Raw genomic sequence first — 18372 nt, 5'->3', positions numbered from 1 at the left:
GCCTCCTGATCTCGTCCTGCGGATATGGGCGCTCGGCCCGGCGCCCGCAATTTCAGGCGGCTTTCCGTCGCAGCAGCCGCGCCGCCAGCCCGAAGCCGAGGGATTCCACGCCTTCGGGCCTCCCCGCCGCCCGCCAGAGCCCCCAGAGCGCCGCCATATAGGCCGCCGCGCCGAGTCCCGCCGCCGCGAGGCAGAGCAGGACGGGCGGCGTCCCTTCCGGCGCGAGCCGCAGCCCCGTCCAGACGACCAGCGCCATGGCCGCCGTCGCCCAAGGGATGCGCCGCCCCGGCGCGAGGGCCGCCCGCAAGGGCAGATCCAGCCGCTTCAGCGCCGCCCGCAGATTCAGACTCAGATAAACCCCGCTCATGGCGACCACGCCCCATGCGCCGCCTTGCAGCCCGTTCAGCTTGAGCCCCAGCGCCATGCCGCTCGCGCCCACCGCCAGAGAGGCCAGCGAGATCGGCGCAAGTCCTTTGGGCGCTCCGGTCGCCATCAGCACCGGCTGACAATTTCCCGCCGCCGCCGTGCAGAATCCCGCCAGCGCGAGAATCCGCAGCACCGGCGCGGCCTCGGTCCATTGCGGGCCGAAGGCGAAGGCCACCAGCGGATCCGCGATCAGAGCGACTCCCGCCGCCATGGGCGCCGCCGCCAGAGCCACCGCCGCGAAGGTCACGCCGAAATCGCGGCGCAGGGCGGAAAGGTCGTTTTGAAGCTTGGCGTAGCCGGGCAGCAGCGCCCGCCGCGCCGGAGCCGCGATCTCGGTCGCGGCCAGATGGGCCAGCTCATGGGCCAGCAGATAGAGGCTCACCGCCCCCGGCCCGAGCATCCGCCCGATGAGCAGAGCGTCGAATTTCTGGCGCAGGAACTCCACGACGTTGAAGGCGAACATCCATTTCGCGTAGTCGATCACCTCGCCCAGAGCCCGGAAGGTGAAGCGCGGCCGCCAGGGCGCGAGGCGATAGGAGAGGATCAGCCCCAAAGCGCCGCCGATGAGGATTCCCCCCGTCAGAGCGCGGGAATCGGGCCAGAGGGCCAAAGCCAGCCCCATGGAGGAGAAGGTCTGAACCAGCCTCGGGAGCGCCACATAAAGGGCGTCGCGGCGGAAATCGAGCCCTTTGACCAGATTCACCGCCGCCGGACTGCGCAGGCCCTCCATCAGCGCCCCGAGCGCCAGAGCCTTGGCGATGGGCGCCAGAGCGGGCGCCGCGAAGAACTCCGCCGCCCAGCCCGCCCCGAACCAAAGCCCCGAAGCGATGAGGATTCCGCGCAGCAGCGTCAGAGTCCAGACCGTGTCGTAATGATCGCGCCCGGCCTCTTGGTCGTGGATCAGCACGGCGTTCAGCCCGAGATCCGAAAAGGCCTGAAGCGCCAGCATCAGAGCCATGGCGAGCGTCACCACGCCGAAATCGGCGGGAGTCAGCAGCCGCGCCATGAGCGTCAGACTCAGCAAGCCCGCCAGACGCGGCAGCAGCCGCGCGCCGATGGTCCAGAGCGCGCCGCCCGCCGCGCGGCGTCCGATGTCGCTCGCGCCCTCCTCCTGAGTCTTCGGGTGAAGAGCGGGCGGCGGAAGGGCGGGGGCGGTCATTCGGCGGCGAGGCCGAGAGAGGGGGCGGCCTGAGGCGTTTCGGCCCGCCTTCGCGCTTCGACGAGCCGCCGCAGCCGGGCCTCCAGCGGGGCGAATTGCTCGGCGCGGGACAGGCCCTCGCGGATGGCGGCGGGCAGAATCGGCGAGGCGCCTTCCGAGCGTTTGCGGGCCAGCAGCCCGCGCAGCCAAAGGGCGATCTCCTCGGGATCGGTCGAGACCAGCCCGAGGCCCTTTTCGCGCATGAGCCGTCCCGCCGCGCCCTCGGACCAGCCGGTGGCGAGGGTCGGACGCCGCGCCGCCGCCAGCTCGAAGAGCTTGCCGGGGATGGTGCCGCCCTCGCGGGGGTCGTTCCAGCCGAGCAGCAGATTCACGTCGGCGGCGTATTGCCGCGCCACGATCTCGGCGTGGGAGATGGAGGGATGGGCCTCGACGCGGATCTTCAGCCCCCGCGCGGCGGCTTCTTCGGCGGCGGCCTGCAAGCGCGGATCGCCGTAAAGATCGAGCCGGATCGCGGATTGCTCCTCGGGCGTCAGCCGCGCGAGGGCCTCCAGCACGGGGGCCATGTCGCGGCGTCCCGGATAGATCGCCCCGGCGTAGAGCAGATAAAGTCCGTTCGGCTGAAGGTCGGGCCGGCCGCTGTCGAGGGGCTGGTCCTCGGGGTCGAAGCCGTTCATGGAGAGGACGATCTTCTCGGGGTCGTAGAGCCGCCCCAGCTCCTCCGCCCAAAGCGGCGAGACCACGCCGATCAGCGAAGCCTCCTCCATGAGGCGGCGCTCCATATGGCGGTCGAGCGCCCGGCGCCATGCGGGATGGTCGGCGTAGGAATCCCCCGCCCAGCGGTCGCGGAATTCGAGGCCCCAAGGCACGTCTCCGGCCAGACGCGCCAGATCCCGCGCCAGAGAAATCGAGGAATGCGGCGGCGCGCTCACGTAGATCACGTCCGGACGCCAGCCGCGGAAGATCGATTCGCCCGCCTTCAGCGCCGCCGGACGCCAACCGCGCTTGCCGTCGGGCAGGCAAAAGGCGAGTTCGTAGCTCCGCCGCGCGAAGGAGCGCGCCCGCTTGCGCAGACTCCGCCGCGCGGGCGGCGGCGCGCCATGGCCGCTGGCGGCGGCGGAGGAGGGCGCGGGCGCGCCGAAGACCTTCGCCAAAGCCTGATCGGGCAGCAGCCGCCAATCGGTCCAATCGGTGCGGAAGACGCGCCAAGGGTCGATTTCGAGGTCATGCGGCCCGGCCAGAGGCTGAGACTCCGCCGCGCAGAGCACCCGCAGATCCCATCCCGCCGCCAGAAGATGCTTCGCCAGCTTCGACGGGCGCCGCGCGCCTAAAGGCGCGTGCGGCGGAAAATGGAAGGAGACGAGCAGGATCTTCACGGGGCGCGGCCTCCGGCTTCAGGAGGCTCGAAGATAGGACGCGGGACTTTCGGGAGAGTTTACGTCTTCACAGCAGCCGCCCCATGGCGGAATCGGCGGCCTCCTGCGCGAGGATGGCGGCGAAGCCCTCCCGATAGCTCGGATAGGCCCAGCAGATCCCCAGCTCCTTTTTGATCCGCGCGTTCGAAACCCGCTTGTTGTCGGCGTAGAATTCGCGGCCCATCTCGGTGAGCCCGGCCTCCTCCACCGGAACCTCCGGCGGCGGGGCGCGGCCCAGCAGGCGGGCGGCGGCGGCTATGGCCTCCTCGGGCGGACAGGGATGGTCGTCGGTCGCGTTATAGACGCGGCCCGGCCTCGGCTTGAGCAGCGAGGCCGAGAGCGCCAGAGCGATGTCGTCGGCGTGGATGCGCCCGAAGACCTGTCCCGGCTTCACCGCCGTGACGCTCCGCCCCGAACGCAGCTTTTCGAAAGGCCCGCGTCCCGGCCCGTAGATGCCCGAAAGCCGGAAGACATGGACCGGCAGCCCCCTGCGCGCGCCCAGCTCCAGCCAAGCCTCTTCGGCGGCGATTCGCGCCCGGCCCCGCGCCGAGACGGCCCGCAGCTCCGAATCCTCGTCGACCCATTGGCCGCCCCAGTCGCCATAGACCGAAGTCGTCGAGAGATAGCCGAGCCAGCCCACCCGCTCCGCCCGCCGCCCGAGCGCCTCGCCCCAGCGGGCCAGCACGGGATCGACGCCTCCGGCGCCCGGCGCCGCCGAGACCAGAACCGCCGAACGCTCGCCGAGCATCTCGTCGAGATCGGCCTCCGCCCAGAGCCGCGCCTCGACGCCCTCGGCTTCGGCCTGAGCCTGTTTCTCGGGGCTGCGGGCCGTGGCGAGGAATCGCCAGCCCGCGGGCTCCAGACGCCGCCTCAGCGCCGCCGCGCTATAGCCGTAGCCGAAGAAGGCCATGCGTCTCATAGGCTCTCCCCTCATCCTCCGAGGCCCGCGCCGTCCCAGACCAGCTTGAGCCCCGCCCCCAGAAGACACATCTGCGTCAGGCCGAAAAACCAGCGATCCGAGAGGCGCCGATGCGCCCAAGCCCCCGCCCAGACGCTCAAGGGCGCGAGAGGGGCCAGAACCAGCGCCATGGTCAGCACATCCGCGCGGAAAAGTCCAAGCGCGGCGTAAGGCGGCAGCTTGATCAGATTCGCGAAGGCGAAGAAAGCCGCCATGGTGGATTGAAACCGCGTCTTGTCGAGATTCTGCGAGAGCAGATGAATCGTGGCGGGCGGGCCGCCCGCATGGGCCGAGAAGCTGGCGAATCCGGCCAAAGCGCCCCAGAATCCCGCGCGCTTCGCCGAAAACACGGCGGGGCGCGGCTTGAGCCGCCCCTTGACCAGATTCCAGACCACGAAGCCCAAGGCCAAAGCCCCGAGCATCAGCCGCAGGGAATCGGCGTCGAGATGATGGAAGGCGGCCCAGCCCGCGCCCACCCCCGCCAAGGCGCCCAGCGCCATGGATTTGACCTGCCGCGCGTCCCAGAGCCCCCAGAAGCTGCGCACCGCGAAAAGATCCATCAGGCAGAGCAAAGGCAGCATCACGGCGGCGGCTATGGCGGGCTCGCTGGTCAGCGCGAGCATGGGCGTGGCGAGGAATCCGGCGCCGGGGGCGAATCCGCCCTTGCTCACGCCGGAGACCACCGCCGCGCCGACGGCGGCGGTCCAGAACAAGGCTTCAGGGCTCATCGCGGGCCGCGCTCTCTCCGGCGTGAAGACGCCGCCCGGAGCGGCGGCTCCGGACGGCGTGACGGGATGTCGTCCTCCTCCCGCGCAAGGCTGCTTTGCGGGCGGAGAGGTCCGGCCTCAGCGGCGGTTCTGCCGGGCGTAGAACACATGCTCGCCGATGGTGGCGGTGCGTTTGAAGGCCTGGCTCCAGCTCGGCGAGACGGAGCGCGCATGATAATGCGTCGCCTTGTCCTTGCCGCCGCCGGCGCTGATTCCGCGCCGCTCGCCGCCGAGCACCAGCTTGGCGATCTCCTGAGCGCGGCGATAGGCGCGCTGGTCGGCGACGACCTCGGGCTTGCCGTCGCAGACGAAGGAGAACTGACAGGCGAACATGCGATGCTGGCCCTGATAGACCACTTCGCAGACGCTGTTGGGGAAGGCGGCCCCTTCGACGCGGTTGAGGATGACCTCCGCCACGGCGATCTGGCCGTCGTAGCTTTCGCCCCGGGCCTCGAAGTAAATCGCGTCCGAGAGGCATTTGGCTTCGGCGGCCGCGTTGGCGTCCTTGGTGCGGTCGCGGGCGCGGCCGGTGGGATTGGCGTTGGCGCGCGCCTGACGGGCCGCCGCGCCGACCGCGTCGCGGCCTTCCTTGAGCAAGGCGTGGGCGCCGGTGTCGAGGGCGGTCAATCCCGAGAGATCCGCCAAAGAGGCCACCCGCAGTTCAGGCGCGGCCTCAGGCGTGGCGATGGAGGGCAGGGCGCCGCCAAGGCCGAAGCCCTGAACCACGCCGAGCGCGTAGCCTTCGTCCTGCAGACGCCAGACGGTCGAATGGGCGTCGGCGGGCGTCGCGGAGACTCCGACGGCGGTCAGCACGGAATCCGCGCTCTCGCCGACGGTGAAGCGCATGACGTCTTCAGCCAGAAGCAGAGCCATGGGCGGCTCGGCTTCGGAGATTTTGTCCAGAGTGGCCGAAGCGTCCACGCTCGCGAAGAGCGACAGGGAGGCTGCGGCGAGGGCGACCGACCGAAGAGCGAAGCTGCGCGAGCCGCTGGGTCGAACCGCCGAAGAGACCTGCGATGTCTCCATGGATCCTTACGCATGTTTTCGGTCGGCTTGTCAGGCTCTGACCGCGGTTTCGCGGAAGCCGGCCTCCTCAAGAAACGGAGCCGCGGCCTTGAGCGCCTATTCAAGCGCGATCCGGTGACGGAAAGCTTTACGCGCCTTCACGGACGAGGGCGCCGCAGTCTCCCGTGACTGGGTTACTGAAAAGTTGCAGAATTAGTTACCGAACGGCGCGGACTGTAGCTGAATTCAAAACAATCGTCCAGATGGAGGCGCGCGACCGCCCCTTTCACGCGAAAGAGTTAAGAAATTCAGCCTCCAAGCGGGCGAAAACCCGCTCCAGACGGGCCTGCGCGGCGGCCTCTGCGACGAAAGGCGCATCCCCGGCGCTCCAAAGGCGCTCCGGCGCGGCGCGGCGGAGCAGCTCCAGACCCGCCCGGCCGTAGGAATCCCGCAGGGCCTCGCGCATCCATGAGGCGGCTTGTTCGGCGCGTTTCTCCTGAAGAGAGTCGGATTTCGCCAGAAAAGCGAATCGTCCCTCCGCCTGCGCGACGAATTCCGCGAGGCCCTCGCCGGTCTGAGCCGAGAGCAGCAGAGTGGGGGCCTTCCAGCCGTCGAGGCGCGGCGGCGCCAGAGACATGGCCGCCCGCAGATCCGCCGCGGCCCGTCGCGCGGGGGCGCCGAGATCCGCTTTGGCCACGGCGAGCACGTCGGGCGTCTCCATCAGCCCCGCCTTCATGAATTGCAGAGCGTCGCCGGAGGCGGGCTGAAGACAAACCGCCACCACGTCGGCCAGAGCGGCTATGTCGATCTCCGATTGTCCGACCCCGACCGTCTCAAGGATCACGCGGTCGTGAACCGCCCGCATGAGGATCGCCGAGGGCCAAGCCAAAGCCGCCAAGCCTCCGAGCCTGCCCCGCGAGGCCAGCGAGCGCACGAAGACGCCCGAATCCTCCGGCGAGACGCTGAGTCGGGCGCGGTCGCCGAGCAGGGCGCCGCCGCTCTGCATGGAGCTGGGGTCCACCGCGATGACTCCGACGCTCAGGCCCTGTTCGCGCCAATGGCGGATGAGCGCGTCGGTGAGGGTGGATTTGCCGACGCCCGGCGGGCCGGTCAGCCCGAGGACGAAGCCTTGCGGATCGGCCCAAGCCTCATCGAGCAAAGCGAGGGTTTCGGGCGCGCGCGGCGCCCGCTCGATCAGCGTCAGCGCCTTGGCGAGGGCGGGCTTGCCGCCCGCGCGCAAAGCCGCGAGGCTCACGAACCCTTCTCCATCCCGGCGAGCCGCCCCAAAGCGCCGCGCAGACGCTCCAGATCGGCGCGGAGCTGGCCGAGGCGCTCTTCCTGCTCCTCGATGACCTCGGGGGGGGCCTTGGCGCGGAAGGCCTCGTTGGAGAGGCGTCCGGCGAGGCCGGATTCCTCTTTAGCGGCCTTCTCGACGGCCTTTTCGAGACGCGCGCGCTCGGCGGCGACGTCGATGACGCCCGCCACCGGCAGATGCGCCACGCCGTCGCGCAGAGTCACGGCCAAGGCTCCGGCGGGGGGCTTGCTCGCCACGGCCAATTCGCTCAGCCGCGCCAGACGCCGAATCAAAGCGCCGTTGCGCTGCATCCGCAGGGCGGCTTCTTGGGTGAAGTCGGTGAGGACAAGCTCCAGCTGCGCCGAGGGCGGCACGTTGACCTCGTTGCGGGCCGAACGCACGCCCTCGATGAAGGCGACGATCCAGCCCATTTCGTCGTCAGCCCCGGCCTCGGCGAAATCGGCGGCCGCGTAGGTCGGCCAGCGGGTGAGGGCGAGGGCGTCCTCGCCGCCGGTCAGCCGCCAGAGCTCTTCCGTCACGAAGGGCGCCGCCGGATGCAGCAGCTTGAGGATCTCGGCCAAGGCCCAGGCGGTGACGGCGCGGGTCTCGGCCTGAACGGCTTCGTCCTCGCTGGCGAGCAGGGGCTTGGCGAACTCCAGATGCCAGTCGCAGAAGACGTTCCAGATATGGGCGTAGAGCGTGTTGGCGTAATCGTTGAAGCGATAGGCGCTCAGCGCGGCGTCGAGGGCCTCGCGGGCGCGGGCCGTCTCGCCGACGATCCAGCGGTTGGAGGCCTGCTTCACGCTTTTCGGATCGAAGCCCGCCACGCGGAAGCATTGATTCATCTCGCAGAAGCGCGCGGCGTTCCAGAGCTTCGTGACGAAGTTCCGCGAGCCCTCGATGCGGCCTTCCGCCAGCCGGATGTCGCGGCCCATGGCGGCCATGCTCGCCAGAGTGAAGCGGGTGGCGTCGGCGCCGTATTTGTCGATCATCACCAGAGGATCGATCACGTTGCCGACGGATTTCGACATCTTCCGTCCCTTTTCATCCCGCACGAGGGCGTGCAGATAGACGTCGGGGAAGGGCGTCTCCTCCATGAAATGGGTTCCCATCATCATCATGCGGGCGACCCAGAAGAAGAGGATGTCGAAGCCGGTGATCAGGACGCTGTTGGGGTAATATTTCGCCAGTTCGGGCGTCTGGTCCGGCCAGCCGAGCGTCGAGAAGGGCCAGAGCGCCGAAGAAAACCACGTGTCGAGCACGTCGGGATCTTGCGTCAGGCGCACGCCGGGGCCTTTGGCGGCGCGGGCGGCCTCATAGGCTTGCGTCTCGGTCTCTTCGCAATAGAGGTCGCCGTCCTCGTCGGTCCAGACGGGGATCTGATGGCCCCACCACAGCTGACGCGAGACGCACCAAGGCTGGATGTTCTCCATCCAATGGAAGAAGGTCTTGTCCCAATTGGCGGGAAAGAACTTGGTCGCGCCGTTCTGCACGTCCTGAATCGGCTGGGCGGCGAGCTTCTTGGCGTCCACGAACCATTGATTCGTCAGATAGGGCTCGATGACCACCTTCGAGCGGTCGCCATGGGGAACCTTATGGGGATGGTCGTCGATTCCGTCGAGGAGGCCCTGCGCCTCGAACCAGAGGACCACGCGCTTGCGGGCCTCTTCGCGGTCGAGTCCGCGCAGCTCCTCCGGGATGCGTTCGAAAACCCAGCCCTCCGCAGGCGCGGAGCCGTCTTTCGCCTGATCCTCGAAGCTGGCGTCGGCCTTCAGCTTGGCCGAGGGCGTGAGGATGTTCCAGAGCTGCTGGGCGGCGGCTTCCGGATCGGTCGCGACGAAGCGCTTCCAGACGTCGAAATCATTGAAGTCATGGGCGGGGGTGATCTTGACCGCGCCGGTTCCGGTGGCGGGGTCGGCGTAATCGTCGGCGATGACCGGGATGCGCCGGTTCGTCAGAACCAGCGGCAGGTCCACGAATTTTCCGACCAGATCCGCATAACGCGCGTCTTTGGGATTCACGGCCACGGCCATGTCGCCGAGCATGGTCTCGGGGCGGGTGGTGGCGACCACCAGATAATTCCGCTCCTCCCAAGCCGTGGGCCGGCCCTCCTCGTCGAATTCGACGGGGTGGCGATAGGAGATTCCGTCCGCCAGCGGATAGCGGAAGCGCCAGAGCTTGCCCTTGACGTCCACCTGCTCGACTTCGATGTCGGAGATGGCGGTCTCGAAATGCGGATCCCAGTTGACGAGGCTTTTCGCGCGGGTGATCAGCCCTTCCTTGAAGAGCTGCGTGAAGACCCGCGCCACGGCCCGGCTGAGGCCCTCGTCCATGGTGAAGCGCTCGCGGGTCCAGTCGCAGCTCGCGCCGAGGCGCTTGAGCTGATTCACGATGGTCCCGCCCGATTCGGCCTTCCAGTCCCAGACGCGCCGGAGGAACTCCTCGCGGCCGAGATCCCGGCGCGAGGGCTGCTGTTCGGCGGCGAGCTTGCGCTCCACCACCATCTGAGTCGCGATTCCGGCGTGGTCGGTGCCCGGCTGCCAGAGCACGTCATGGCCCTGCATGCGCTTCCAGCGCACGAGGATGTCCTGAAGCGTGTTGTTGAGCGCATGGCCCATATGCAGGCTGCCCGTGACGTTGGGCGGCGGGATCACGATGCAGAAGGGCTCCGCTCCGGGTTCGGCCCCGGCGCCGGCGCGGAAGCAGCCGGCCTGCTCCCAGAGCGCCGCGACGCGCTTTTCGGCCTCGGCCGGGTCATAATGCTTCTCCATGGTCATCGCGGCTCTCCGGGTGTTTTCGCGCTTTTCCGTGATCGGAGGCTAGAGCTAGACGATTCCGCGGGCGCGAGACAAGAGGCAGGGAGGCGGGACTCGCCAAAGCTCCGGCGGCGGCGCAGACTGCGGCGCCGAAACCTCCGGGAGAGAAAGCCCATGCCCGCCCTGACGTTTTATCATGCGCCCCGCTCGCGCAGCTTCGCGGTTCTCTGGCTGCTGAAGGAGCTGAGCGCGGATTTCGAGCTGAAGGCCGTCTCCATCCGGCGTCAAAGCGGAGAGGGCGCGCGCGATCCCGCCAATCCGCATCCTTACGGCAAGGTTCCGGCGCTGATCCATGGCGGCGAGACGGTCTTCGAGACGCCCGCCATCGCGCTCTATCTGACGGATCTTTACGGCGCGGCCGGGCTCGGCCCTCTGCCGGGCGAGGCGGGGCGCGGGCGCTATCTCAGCCTTCTGGCGCATTACGGCTCGGTTCTGGAGCCCGCCGTCGTGGAGAAGGCCGCCGGACGCGCGCCGCACGGCGCCGCGGGCTGGCCTCCGGCGGAGACGGTCGCGGGCTATCTGCTTGGGCTGCTGGAGGAGGGGCCTTGGTTCTTAGGCGCGCGCTTCTCGGCTCTGGACGCGCTGTATGGCGCGGCCTTCGGCTATTTCCGCCAATGGGATCTTCTGGAGGCGACCCCGCGCCTGACGGCCTATCTCGAAGCCTGCCGCGGGCGCCCCGCCTTCGCCGAGGCGCAGGCTCTGGACGGCGCGGTCTGAGCCTCAGCCGGTCAGACGCGCCTCGCGGGCTTCGGCCTGCGGCAGACGGATGGTGATGGTGGTGCCCCGATGGGGCGCCGAATCGATGTCCATGGTCCCGCCCATGCTCTCGACCAGCCGCACCGCTCCGGCGAGGCGCAGGGTGGCGCCGAATCCGATGTCCACATAGGCGGTGCGTTCGGCGAGGAAGGGCTCGCGCACGCGGCGGAGCATCTCCTCCGACATGCCGATTCCCTCGTCGTCGATGACGATCCTGACCTCCGCGCCCTCGCTCTCCGCCGAGATGCGCACCGTCCCGCCCGGCGAGGTGAAGGTCACGGCTTGGGCGATCAGCCCGCGCAGAGTCTGCGTCAGGGGCCGCGAATCGGCCAGCGCGAAGAGCGGCGCGCCGGAGAACTCCAGCCGCACGCCGCGCTTTTGCGCCGCGCCCTCCGAGAGGGCCGCGCAATCGGCGAAGATGGCGGCGATGGAGGCCTCTTCCTTGGAGGGGACGCCGGGGCCCTCCTCCTCGGCGAGGGAGAGCAGATCCTCGACCATCCGCAGCAATTGGCGTCCGCCTTCGAGAATGGCGTCGAGATGGGTTTTGATCTGGCCGTTGGAGGCTTCCGCGCTTTGGGCGGCCTGAGATTCCTGCTGATGCCGCAGCAGTTCGGCGAATCCGAGGATGGCGTTGAGCGGCGTGCGGAATTCATGGCTCATATTGGCGAGGAAGCGGCTCTTGCTCGCCTGCGCCGCCTGCGCCTTCTGCACGGCCTCGGTGAGGCGGCGCTCCTGCTCCATGGATTCGCGGGCGTCGCGGGCCAGCAGCAGGCATTCGAAGAGCGCGCCCGGACGCGGCGGCCCTAAAGGCCAGAGGGAAAGATTGAGCGGCGCCTCTTCGCGGCGGGTCTCATGGCCGCGCAGACGCAGCTTGCGTCCGGTCTCCTCATAAAGCGCCCCTTCGAGCGCCATGCGCAGCTCCGGCGCGTCCTCGGCGGCGATCAGGGCCTCCAGAGGCCGCCCCAGAGCCTCGCAGGGCTCGAAGCCGAAGACTCCGCGCATGGCGCCATGGGCGGCGCGGACGCGGCCGTCGGAATCCACCTTGAGGACGGCGTCTCCGCCATGCTCCTCGAAGAGCGCCATGGCGGCGCGGACCTCAGCTTCTCCGGCTTCGGCGCGCCGCGTCCGCTCCTGCCCGAAGGCGAGGGCGAGGAAGGCCAGAGCGCCGAAGACCACCGCGCCGAGCGCCGGGCCGACGCCGCCCGCCCCCGAAGCCGCGGCCGCGACGGGCGCCGCCGCCAGAGGCGACATGCAGAGCGCCATCAGCGGCGGAGAGGCCCGGGGCGCGTCGGGCTCCAGCAGAGGCGCCAGCGCCCAGAGCGCCAGCAACACGCCCTCCTGACCGGGAAACAGCGCGGCGAGGGAGGCCGCCACCAGCGCCTGAGCTCCGGCGACGAAGCTCCAGATCTCTTCGCGCGGCTCGCCGATCTTGGCGCCGAGGGTCAGGCCCGCGAGGCCCGGCCCCAGCGCGATGAGCGCGAGGGTCCAGGGCGCGCCCGCCGCCAGAGTCGAGCCGGCCAGCCCAAGGCCGGCCGCCAGACGGAACATCCCTCGCCGCAGCATGGGCCTGCGGTCGGAGGGGGGCCGCGCGGCGGCTTCCGGCGCCGAGGCGGGAGCGAGCGGGACGGGAGCGAGCGGGGCGGTCATCCTGCGGCCTTATTGGCGTCGCGCGCGGCGCGTCCGAGCCGGTTCAGGGGCAGCCAGACGATCATATGCGTGCCGACGCCCTTCTTGGACTGGATCTCCAGCTCGCCGCCATGCAGCTTGATGAGCGATTCCGCGATGGGCAGGCCGAGTCCGGTGCCGTCGCTCTGGCGGGCGAGTTCGCTGTCGAGCTGTCCGAACTGCTCGCGGGCGATCTCGACCTCTTCGGGCGTCATGCCGATGCCGGTGTCGATCACCGCGATGCGCAGGCCCTTGGGCTCCAGCACCTCGGCGCGCAGCGTGACGCGTCCGCCCGGCGGGGTGAACTTCAGCGCGTTGGACATCAGATTCAGGATCACCTGTTTGATGCGGCGCTCGTCTGCGGTCAGGCTGGGCAGAGGCTTGGGCACCTCCATGCGGATATGGAGTCCGGCGCTGGCGGCGCGGTCGTGCATGAGGGTGCGGCATCCGGCCAGCAGGGCGGCGAGATCCACGGTCTCCTCGACCAGCTCGATGCGCCCGGCCTCGATCTTGGCGAGGTCGAGCACGTCGTTGATCAGCGAGAGCAGATGACGCCCCGAAGAATGGATGTTCTGGGCGTAATCGCGATAGCGCGCGTCCATGGGGCCGAAGAGCTGGTCCTTCATCACCTCCGAGAAGCCGATCACCGCGTTGAGCGGCGTGCGCAGCTCATGGCTCATATTGGCGAGGAACTCGGATTTGGTGCGGTTGGATTCCTCGGCGAGGGCGCGGGCCTCCTGCAGGCGGCGCTCGGCCATCTTGATCTCGGTCACGTCGAGCATGAAGCCATGGGCGAGCATGGGCTTTTCGCCCTTGTCGCCTTTGCCGCGTCCGGCGACGAGGGTCATCATGTTGCGCATGTAGACCACCCGCCCCGAGGCGGAGCGCACGCGATATTCATAAGTCGTGAAGTCGCCGGAGCGCAGCTTGCGCATGCCGTCGAAGATGACGGTCTGGCGGTCGTCGGGATGGACGTGCTCCACCCAGAATCCGACCGCGTACCAGGAATCGGGCGGATACCCGGTGAGGGTCTCGATCTGCGGGCCGATATAGGTGAAGCGCTGCTCCTTGAGGTTGGCCTGCCAGGGGATCACGCCGGTCGATTCGGCCAGCCGCTTGAATTGCTGCTCGCTGATCTTAAGCTTGCGGACGTTCTCCTTATATTGCGCTTCTTGGGCGCGGAGCGTCTTGGCGGCCATTTCGCCGCGCGAGCGCTCGCCCTGCAGCAGGATCCAGGCGAGGCCCGTCAGGCCGCCGCCGACCGCCAGCACCAGCATGGAGGCGACCGCGCCCACGCCCGGCGCGCCCGGCGTGACGCCGACCAGATCGAAGCGCTGGGCGTTGAAGCCGAAAGAGAGGCTCCACGGAGATTCGGCGCCGCGCATGAGCGCCATGCCGCTGGGCTGGGCGAAGCTCGGCTTGACGGCCGCGGCGTCCAGCGGACCATAAAGCACCCGGGCGTTGGCGGTCCCGGCGAGCAGGCGGGCGTCGACCAGCGCGCCGACCACGCCCTTCAGCCGCCCGAATTCTCTGGGCTTCTGCGGCGGGGCCGGGACTTCCTCATATCCGGCTTCGGGATTTTCAGGATCGATGAGCCGCATCTCCGGCGCGGGCGCTTCAGGCGCGGCGATCAGAGGATCGAGCATCCAGACCACGGCCTGAGGCCCCGTCTCCAGATTCAGGGCGTGGATGGGGTCGCCGTTGGGCGCGATCAGCGCCGAGACCATGGCGCGCTCTTCGCCGATGGACTGGCGGAGCGCGTCCTGAGCGGCCTGCATGGCCACATAGGCGGCGGGCAGGCGGTTGCCTGCGGTGAAGGGGAAGGCGCCGCGCTGGGCGTTATGGCCGGAGGCGAGGAAGCGCAGAGGCAGGAACAGGCTTTCGCCGCCGCGCGTGAGGCGGGTCATGCCTTCGGCGTTGTGCATGGCCATCAGCTCGGCGGCGGCCTGATCCTCCACGGCCTGAAAATAGCCGACGGCGCGCACCGCGGGCGAGGCCTGAGCGGTCTGCGCGGCGGCCTCGCGGAAGATGCGGGCGAACTCCGGCGAGTCCTGCGGCTCCTGCGCGGCGGCCAGAGCGGCCTCCATGCGCTCCAGAGCGCTGCGGATGGTCTCCAGCCGGTCGGCCGCGGCGGCCTGAGCCTCCGCGAGCTGGCGCGGGGTGTCCGCATGGCGGTCCAGAGTCTTGGACGAACCCAAGAACAACAGCGCCGCCGCGGCGAACAGGACGCCGATCGCCGCCACGGCGAGAGTTTGCGAGAGTCGCCCCAACATGTCCGGCTTGATCCATCATCTGAGAAAGCGCCTGCTGAGGGCGCGCCCCTACAATGGAAAGACGAGGGCTAAATTTTGGTGAACGCGGGCTGAAGGCGGCGGCGGATTCCTCCCGGACGCGTCTTCACGGTTCGGCGCCTGCGCGCGGCGGGCCGCGCGCGGGGCCTTACGCCTCTGGTTTCGCAGGCTTCAGGCGAGGGCGAAGAGCAGCCCCGCCAGCAAAAGGCGATAGATCACGAAAACGGTCATGTCGGCCTTTTGCAGATAGCGCAGCAGCAGCTTGATCGTGGCGCAGCCGACGAGGAAGGTCAGAAAAGAGGCGAGCAGCGCGTCGCGCAGGAAGGCGGAATCGGCCTCCATGGCCAGCTCTCCGGTTCCGGCGAGGCCCGCCGCGAGGATCAGCGGCACGGAAAGCAGCAGCGAGAACCGGATGGATTCGGTGCGCGTCAGCCCGAGGAATCGTCCCGCCGTGGTGGTCACGCCGGAGCGGCTGGCGCCCGGAATGAAGGCGCAGGCCTGCGAAAGCCCGATGATCAGCGCGCCGCCCCAGCCGAGATCCTTGATCTCTTTATTTTCGGGGAAGAACTTATCCGCCACGTAGAGCGCCACCGCGAAGACCGCCATGCCGGCGGCGATGACCTTGAGCGAGCGCATATGCGCGCCCTCTCCGCCCATGAGGTAAAGCCCGAGCCCCGCCGCCAGACCCGGAACCGAGGCGAGGACGAGCAGAAGCGCGAGCTTCGCGTCCTGCTCCTGAAACCGGCCGCGCAGAACGAGCCAGAGCCCCCGAAAGACCCGCCGCACCTCCGGCCAGAGGCAGACGAAGATCGAGCAGAGCGTCGCCAGATGCAGCGCCAGATCCACCAAGGGCCCCTGATCGGGGAAGCCGCCGAGCTTGCTCACCAGCACCAGATGCGCCGAGGAGCTGATGGGCAGGAACTCGAAGACGCCCTGAACCAGCGCCAGCACGAGGATATGCAGAAGGGACATTTCGGATGCGGACTCCGCCGAGAAGCTCCGGAATTCGGGAGCGGCGGCGCAGGCTAGTCCAATCCGCGCGGCGGCGCGAGGGCGCGAAAGCGCAGAGAGGGCTGGAACCTCCCGCCGACCTCCAACCTCCCGCTTGAACCTCCGGCGTCGGGGCGCCCATATGAGAGGCCTTATTCCTGTCGAGGACCTCCCCCCATGGCGTCTCCCCTCCTTCCCTTGTCGATTCTCGAACTCGTCCGCGTGACGGAGGAGACGGACGCCCGTCAGGCGCTGCTCAACGCGCGGGATCTGGCGGCCCACGCCGAGGATTGGGGCTTCAACCGCATCTGGGTGGCCGAGCATCACAATATGTCCGGCATCGCGAGCGCGGCGGTTTCGGTGGTGCTCGGGCATATCGGCGCGGGCACGACGAAGATCCGGATCGGCGCGGGCGGGATCATGCTGCCCAATCACGCGCCCTATGTGATCGCCGAGCAGTTCGGCACTCTGGAGCGGCTGTTTCCGGGGCGGGTGGATCTCGGGTTAGGCCGGGCGCCGGGCACGGATCAGCTGACTCTGCGGGCGCTCCGCCGCGAGCCCGAATCCGCCGACCGCTTCCCCGACGACGTTCTGGAGCTTCAGGCCTTCCTCGCGCCTGCGGGCGAGGGCCAGCGCATCCGGGCGGTGCCTGCGGCGGGCACGGAGGTGCCTTTGTGGATTCTCGGCTCCAGCCATTTCGGGGCTTCTCTGGCGGCGATGCTGGGCCTGCCCTACAGCTTCGCCTCGCATTTCGCGCCGGACGTCCTGCTGACCGCTCTGGACATGTATCGTTCGCGCTTCCAGCCCTCGGAGCAATTGCGGAAGCCTTACGCGATGGTGGGCGTGAACGTGATCGCCGCCGAAACCGACGCCGAAGCCCGCCGCCTCGCGACGACTCAGCAAATGTCCTTCGTGAACATGTTCCGCGGCGCCCGGGGCCTGAGCCAGCCGCCCGTCGACGACATTGAAAGCTATTGGACGCCTCAGGAGAAAGCGCAGGTCTCGCGGATGCTGGCGCGCTCGGTCTACGGCTCTCCGCAGACGGTGCGGGCGGGTCTGGAGGCGCTGGTCGAGGAGACCAAAGCCGACGAGCTGATCATCGTCTCGGACGTCTACGACCACCAGACTCGGCTGAAGAGCCTGCGTCTGATCGCCGAAGCCATGGGCTTATGACCTCTGCGGCTCAGGATCTCTTGAGCGCCTGCCCATGCCGGAAGACGACGGCCTCGCCGCCGGAGAAGGTCAGACTCAGCGTCAGGCCGCCGCCGTCCTCCACCGTCTTTCGGCAATTGATCCGGCCCGCCCCCGCCCCGAGGCAGGAGAAGCCGAAATCCTCCATGCGCGAGGAGAAGCCCTTCTCCGAGAGGCGGAACTCGATTCCGAGATCCTCGCCTCTCAGTCCGAGCGAGGGGCGGAATCTCAGGGCGGCGGCGTGGCGCTCCTCCAGAACGGCCTGAGAAATCCTTTCGATCTTGGTCGAGAAGAGGGTGTCCCGTCCGCTTTCGCCCCTGAAGCTCTTGGCGAGGACGGCGGCGGAGAAGGTCAAAGCGATCAGAAAGAGCTTCAGCATCGCCGACATCGAATCGCTCCCGCTGGAGTTGGCCTGTCTCCGGCTTAAGGGCGAAGCTTCGACGTTCGGTTAAGAAAAGCGCTTCAGGCGGGGCTTTCAGGAGGCTGAAAACCCTTCATGAAACACCACGTTTCCGGCGGGGCGCGGGCCTTCCAGCGTCAGGGCGAGGAGATATTCCGGCGGGACGCCCTCCAGCTTCAGCGCGGGATCATGGCGGAAGCCGAAGCGGCGGTAATATTCCTGATCGCCGACCAGAAGGCAGCCTTTCGCGCCCTGCGCCTTCAGCCGCGCGAGGCCCTCGCGGACGAGGGCGCCGCCGATTCCCCTTCCGTGCAGATCGGGCCGCGCCGAGACCGGACCCAGCCCGAACCAGCCGGGATCCGCGCCTTCGATCCTCACCGGCGAAAAGGCGACATGCCCGACCAGCTCTCCATCCTGAATCGCCACAAGGGAGAGCGTCAGGGCTCCGGCCGCGCGCAAAGCGTCGACGACCGCGCCCTCCGTCCCCCGGCTATGGGCGTTGAGCTTGAAGGCCGCCTCGGTCAGCAGCCGAACGGCGGGCGCCTCTTCGGGGCGCTCTTCGCGGATTTCGATCTTCATGGACTTCCTTTCTGAATGCGGATCAGGCCCCGCACCCGCTCTTGAAGGGCGGGGATCATCTCGCCTTCGACCCAGGGCCTTTGCGCGAGCCATCCGTTGTTGCGTCCGCTGGGATGGGGCAGCGGCAGAATCTCGGGCCAGACCTCCCGCCAGGCTTCGACGCTGGCGGCCACGCCGCCCCGCCAATGCGCGCCCAAGACCCATTTCTGCGCGAAGAGTCCTAACGCGAGGGTCAGCCGGATCTCCGGCAGGGCCGCCATGAGCCTCGGACGCCATGTGGGGGCGCAGACGGGGCGCGGGGGCAGATCGCCGCCTTTTCCGGCTCCGGGATAGCAAAAGCCCATGGGGGCCAGAGCCACGAGGCCGGGGTCGTAAAACTCCTCGCGCGTCAGCCCGAGCCACGCCCGCAGCCGCCTTCCGCTGGCGTCGTCGAAGGGCCTTCCGCGCTCATGGGCGATATGGCCGGGCGCATGGCCGACGATGAGGATCCGCGCTCCGGCGCCCGCCTGAAGGATCGGACGCGGGCCGAGCGGCAGATCCGGACAGATCCGGCAGGCGCGGATCTCGGAGAGCAGAGCTTCAAGGGATGAGGCGGCCATGGCCTCAAGCTCGGCGCGAGGCGCCCAAAAAGCAAGAGGCGCGGAGTCTCCTCCGCGCCTCCAA

Annotated in this window: 15 protein-coding genes; 2 read left to right on the top strand and 13 right to left on the bottom strand. The window is 68.8% G+C overall.

The genetic code is table 11. The features are described 5' to 3' along the window. Positions 1-52: 52 nt before the first annotated feature. The 7 genes from B161_RS0100120 to B161_RS0100090 all read right to left on the bottom strand — a co-directional run bounded on the left by B161_RS0100120 (position 53) and on the right by B161_RS0100090 (position 9798). On the bottom strand, positions 53-1585 hold the full coding sequence (locus tag B161_RS0100120) for an oligosaccharide flippase family protein (RefSeq protein WP_018631310.1): 1533 nt from the start codon (positions 1583-1585) through the stop codon (positions 53-55). After that, positions 1582-2958, bottom strand: coding sequence for a glycosyltransferase (locus B161_RS18385; RefSeq protein WP_018631309.1), 1377 nt, complete (start codon positions 2956-2958; stop codon positions 1582-1584). The genes B161_RS0100120 and B161_RS18385 overlap by 4 nt, the downstream gene beginning before the upstream one ends. Before the next feature lie 67 nt (positions 2959-3025). Next, positions 3026-3916 carry an SDR family oxidoreductase gene (locus tag B161_RS0100110; RefSeq protein ID WP_040788844.1) on the bottom strand — a complete coding sequence of 297 codons (891 nt, stop codon included), beginning with the start codon at positions 3914-3916 and terminating at the stop codon, positions 3026-3028. 11 nt (positions 3917-3927) lie between these two features. Next, positions 3928-4683 carry a sulfite exporter TauE/SafE family protein gene (locus tag B161_RS0100105; RefSeq protein WP_018631307.1) on the bottom strand — a complete coding sequence of 252 codons (756 nt, stop codon included), beginning with the start codon at positions 4681-4683 and terminating at the stop codon, positions 3928-3930. Positions 4684-4800: 117 nt separating this feature from the next. After that, positions 4801-5748: a cell wall hydrolase gene (locus B161_RS18380; protein WP_018631306.1), complete on the bottom strand. Its 948-nt coding sequence runs from the start codon at positions 5746-5748 to the stop codon at positions 4801-4803. Positions 5749-6013: 265 nt separating this feature from the next. After that, complete coding sequence (locus tag B161_RS0100095; RefSeq protein WP_018631305.1) at positions 6014-6982, bottom strand: ArgK/MeaB family GTPase; 969 nt, start codon at positions 6980-6982, stop codon at positions 6014-6016. Continuing rightward, the gene (locus B161_RS0100090; RefSeq protein ID WP_018631304.1) at positions 6979-9798 is read right to left on the bottom strand and encodes a valine--tRNA ligase; all 2820 of its coding nucleotides are present in this window, start codon (positions 9796-9798) and stop codon (positions 6979-6981) included. Before B161_RS0100090 ends, B161_RS0100095 begins: the two co-directional genes overlap by 4 nt. A 153-nt stretch (positions 9799-9951) precedes the next feature. On the opposite strand from B161_RS0100090, the gene B161_RS0100085 reads away from it, so the two are divergent. Then, positions 9952-10554: a glutathione S-transferase family protein gene (locus tag B161_RS0100085; RefSeq protein WP_018631303.1), complete on the top strand. Its 603-nt coding sequence runs from the start codon at positions 9952-9954 to the stop codon at positions 10552-10554. Between the two features lie 3 nt (positions 10555-10557). Here B161_RS0100085 and B161_RS0100080 read toward each other — a convergent pair whose 3' ends face one another. The 3 genes from B161_RS0100080 to B161_RS0100070 form a co-directional block, all read right to left on the bottom strand. Then, positions 10558-12240 (bottom strand): sensor histidine kinase, encoded by a 1683-nt coding sequence (locus B161_RS0100080; RefSeq protein ID WP_018631302.1) that lies wholly within the window; start codon positions 12238-12240, stop codon positions 10558-10560. Beyond that, positions 12237-14531, bottom strand: coding sequence for a sensor histidine kinase (locus B161_RS18375; protein WP_051085710.1), 2295 nt, complete (start codon positions 14529-14531; stop codon positions 12237-12239). Before B161_RS18375 ends, B161_RS0100080 begins: the two co-directional genes overlap by 4 nt. A 189-nt stretch (positions 14532-14720) precedes the next feature. Continuing rightward, entirely contained in the window at positions 14721-15521 is an 801-nt protein-coding gene (locus B161_RS0100070) for an undecaprenyl-diphosphate phosphatase (RefSeq protein ID WP_018631301.1), read from the bottom strand. A gap of 195 nt (positions 15522-15716) precedes the next feature. On the opposite strand from B161_RS0100070, the gene B161_RS0100065 reads away from it, so the two are divergent. Beyond that, positions 15717-16712: an LLM class flavin-dependent oxidoreductase gene (locus B161_RS0100065; RefSeq protein WP_018631300.1), complete on the top strand. Its 996-nt coding sequence runs from the start codon at positions 15717-15719 to the stop codon at positions 16710-16712. Between the two features lie 10 nt (positions 16713-16722). Here the strand turns inward: B161_RS0100065 and B161_RS0100060 are convergent, their stop codons facing one another. The 3 genes from B161_RS0100060 to B161_RS0100050 form a co-directional block, all read right to left on the bottom strand. Further along, positions 16723-17118: a hypothetical protein gene (locus B161_RS0100060; RefSeq protein WP_018631299.1), complete on the bottom strand. Its 396-nt coding sequence runs from the start codon at positions 17116-17118 to the stop codon at positions 16723-16725. A gap of 87 nt (positions 17119-17205) precedes the next feature. Next, positions 17206-17709, bottom strand: a complete 504-nt coding sequence (locus tag B161_RS0100055; RefSeq protein ID WP_018631298.1) for a GNAT family N-acetyltransferase — start codon at positions 17707-17709, stop codon at positions 17206-17208. Then, the gene (locus tag B161_RS0100050) at positions 17706-18308 is read right to left on the bottom strand and encodes a uracil-DNA glycosylase family protein (protein ID WP_018631297.1); all 603 of its coding nucleotides are present in this window, start codon (positions 18306-18308) and stop codon (positions 17706-17708) included. Before B161_RS0100050 ends, B161_RS0100055 begins: the two co-directional genes overlap by 4 nt. Between the last annotated feature and the right edge of the window lie 64 nt (positions 18309-18372).

Origin of the sequence: Neomegalonema perideroedes DSM 15528 (assembly GCF_000374145.1) — a bacterium.
GTDB lineage: Bacteria > Pseudomonadota > Alphaproteobacteria > Rhodobacterales > Rhodobacteraceae > Neomegalonema > Neomegalonema perideroedes.
Note: the sequence above shows the minus strand (reverse complement) of the source record. Positions and strands in the feature narration are given on the sequence as shown.

What these genes read in the sequence shown, in the direction of transcription:
- B161_RS0100085 (WP_018631303.1), top strand. Translation starts at nt 9,952, where the DNA reads ATGCCCGCCCTGACGTTTTATCATGCGCCCCGCTCGCGCAGCTTCGCG.
- B161_RS0100120 (WP_018631310.1), bottom strand. Translation starts at nt 1,585, where the DNA reads ATGACCGCCCCCGCCCTTCCGCCGCCCGCTCTTCACCCGAAGACTCAG.
- B161_RS0100105 (WP_018631307.1), bottom strand. Translation starts at nt 4,683, where the DNA reads ATGAGCCCTGAAGCCTTGTTCTGGACCGCCGCCGTCGGCGCGGCGGTG.
- B161_RS0100090 (WP_018631304.1), bottom strand. Translation starts at nt 9,798, where the DNA reads ATGACCATGGAGAAGCATTATGACCCGGCCGAGGCCGAAAAGCGCGTC.
- B161_RS18380 (WP_018631306.1), bottom strand. Translation starts at nt 5,748, where the DNA reads ATGGAGACATCGCAGGTCTCTTCGGCGGTTCGACCCAGCGGCTCGCGC.
- B161_RS0100060 (WP_018631299.1), bottom strand. Translation starts at nt 17,118, where the DNA reads ATGTCGGCGATGCTGAAGCTCTTTCTGATCGCTTTGACCTTCTCCGCC.
- B161_RS0100080 (WP_018631302.1), bottom strand. Translation starts at nt 12,240, where the DNA reads ATGACCGCCCCGCTCGCTCCCGTCCCGCTCGCTCCCGCCTCGGCGCCG.
- B161_RS0100050 (WP_018631297.1), bottom strand. Translation starts at nt 18,308, where the DNA reads ATGGCCGCCTCATCCCTTGAAGCTCTGCTCTCCGAGATCCGCGCCTGC.
- B161_RS0100070 (WP_018631301.1), bottom strand. Translation starts at nt 15,521, where the DNA reads ATGTCCCTTCTGCATATCCTCGTGCTGGCGCTGGTTCAGGGCGTCTTC.
- B161_RS0100065 (WP_018631300.1), top strand. Translation starts at nt 15,717, where the DNA reads ATGGCGTCTCCCCTCCTTCCCTTGTCGATTCTCGAACTCGTCCGCGTG.
- B161_RS0100110 (WP_040788844.1), bottom strand. Translation starts at nt 3,916, where the DNA reads ATGAGACGCATGGCCTTCTTCGGCTACGGCTATAGCGCGGCGGCGCTG.
- B161_RS0100055 (WP_018631298.1), bottom strand. Translation starts at nt 17,709, where the DNA reads ATGAAGATCGAAATCCGCGAAGAGCGCCCCGAAGAGGCGCCCGCCGTT.
- B161_RS18375 (WP_051085710.1), bottom strand. Translation starts at nt 14,531, where the DNA reads ATGTTGGGGCGACTCTCGCAAACTCTCGCCGTGGCGGCGATCGGCGTC.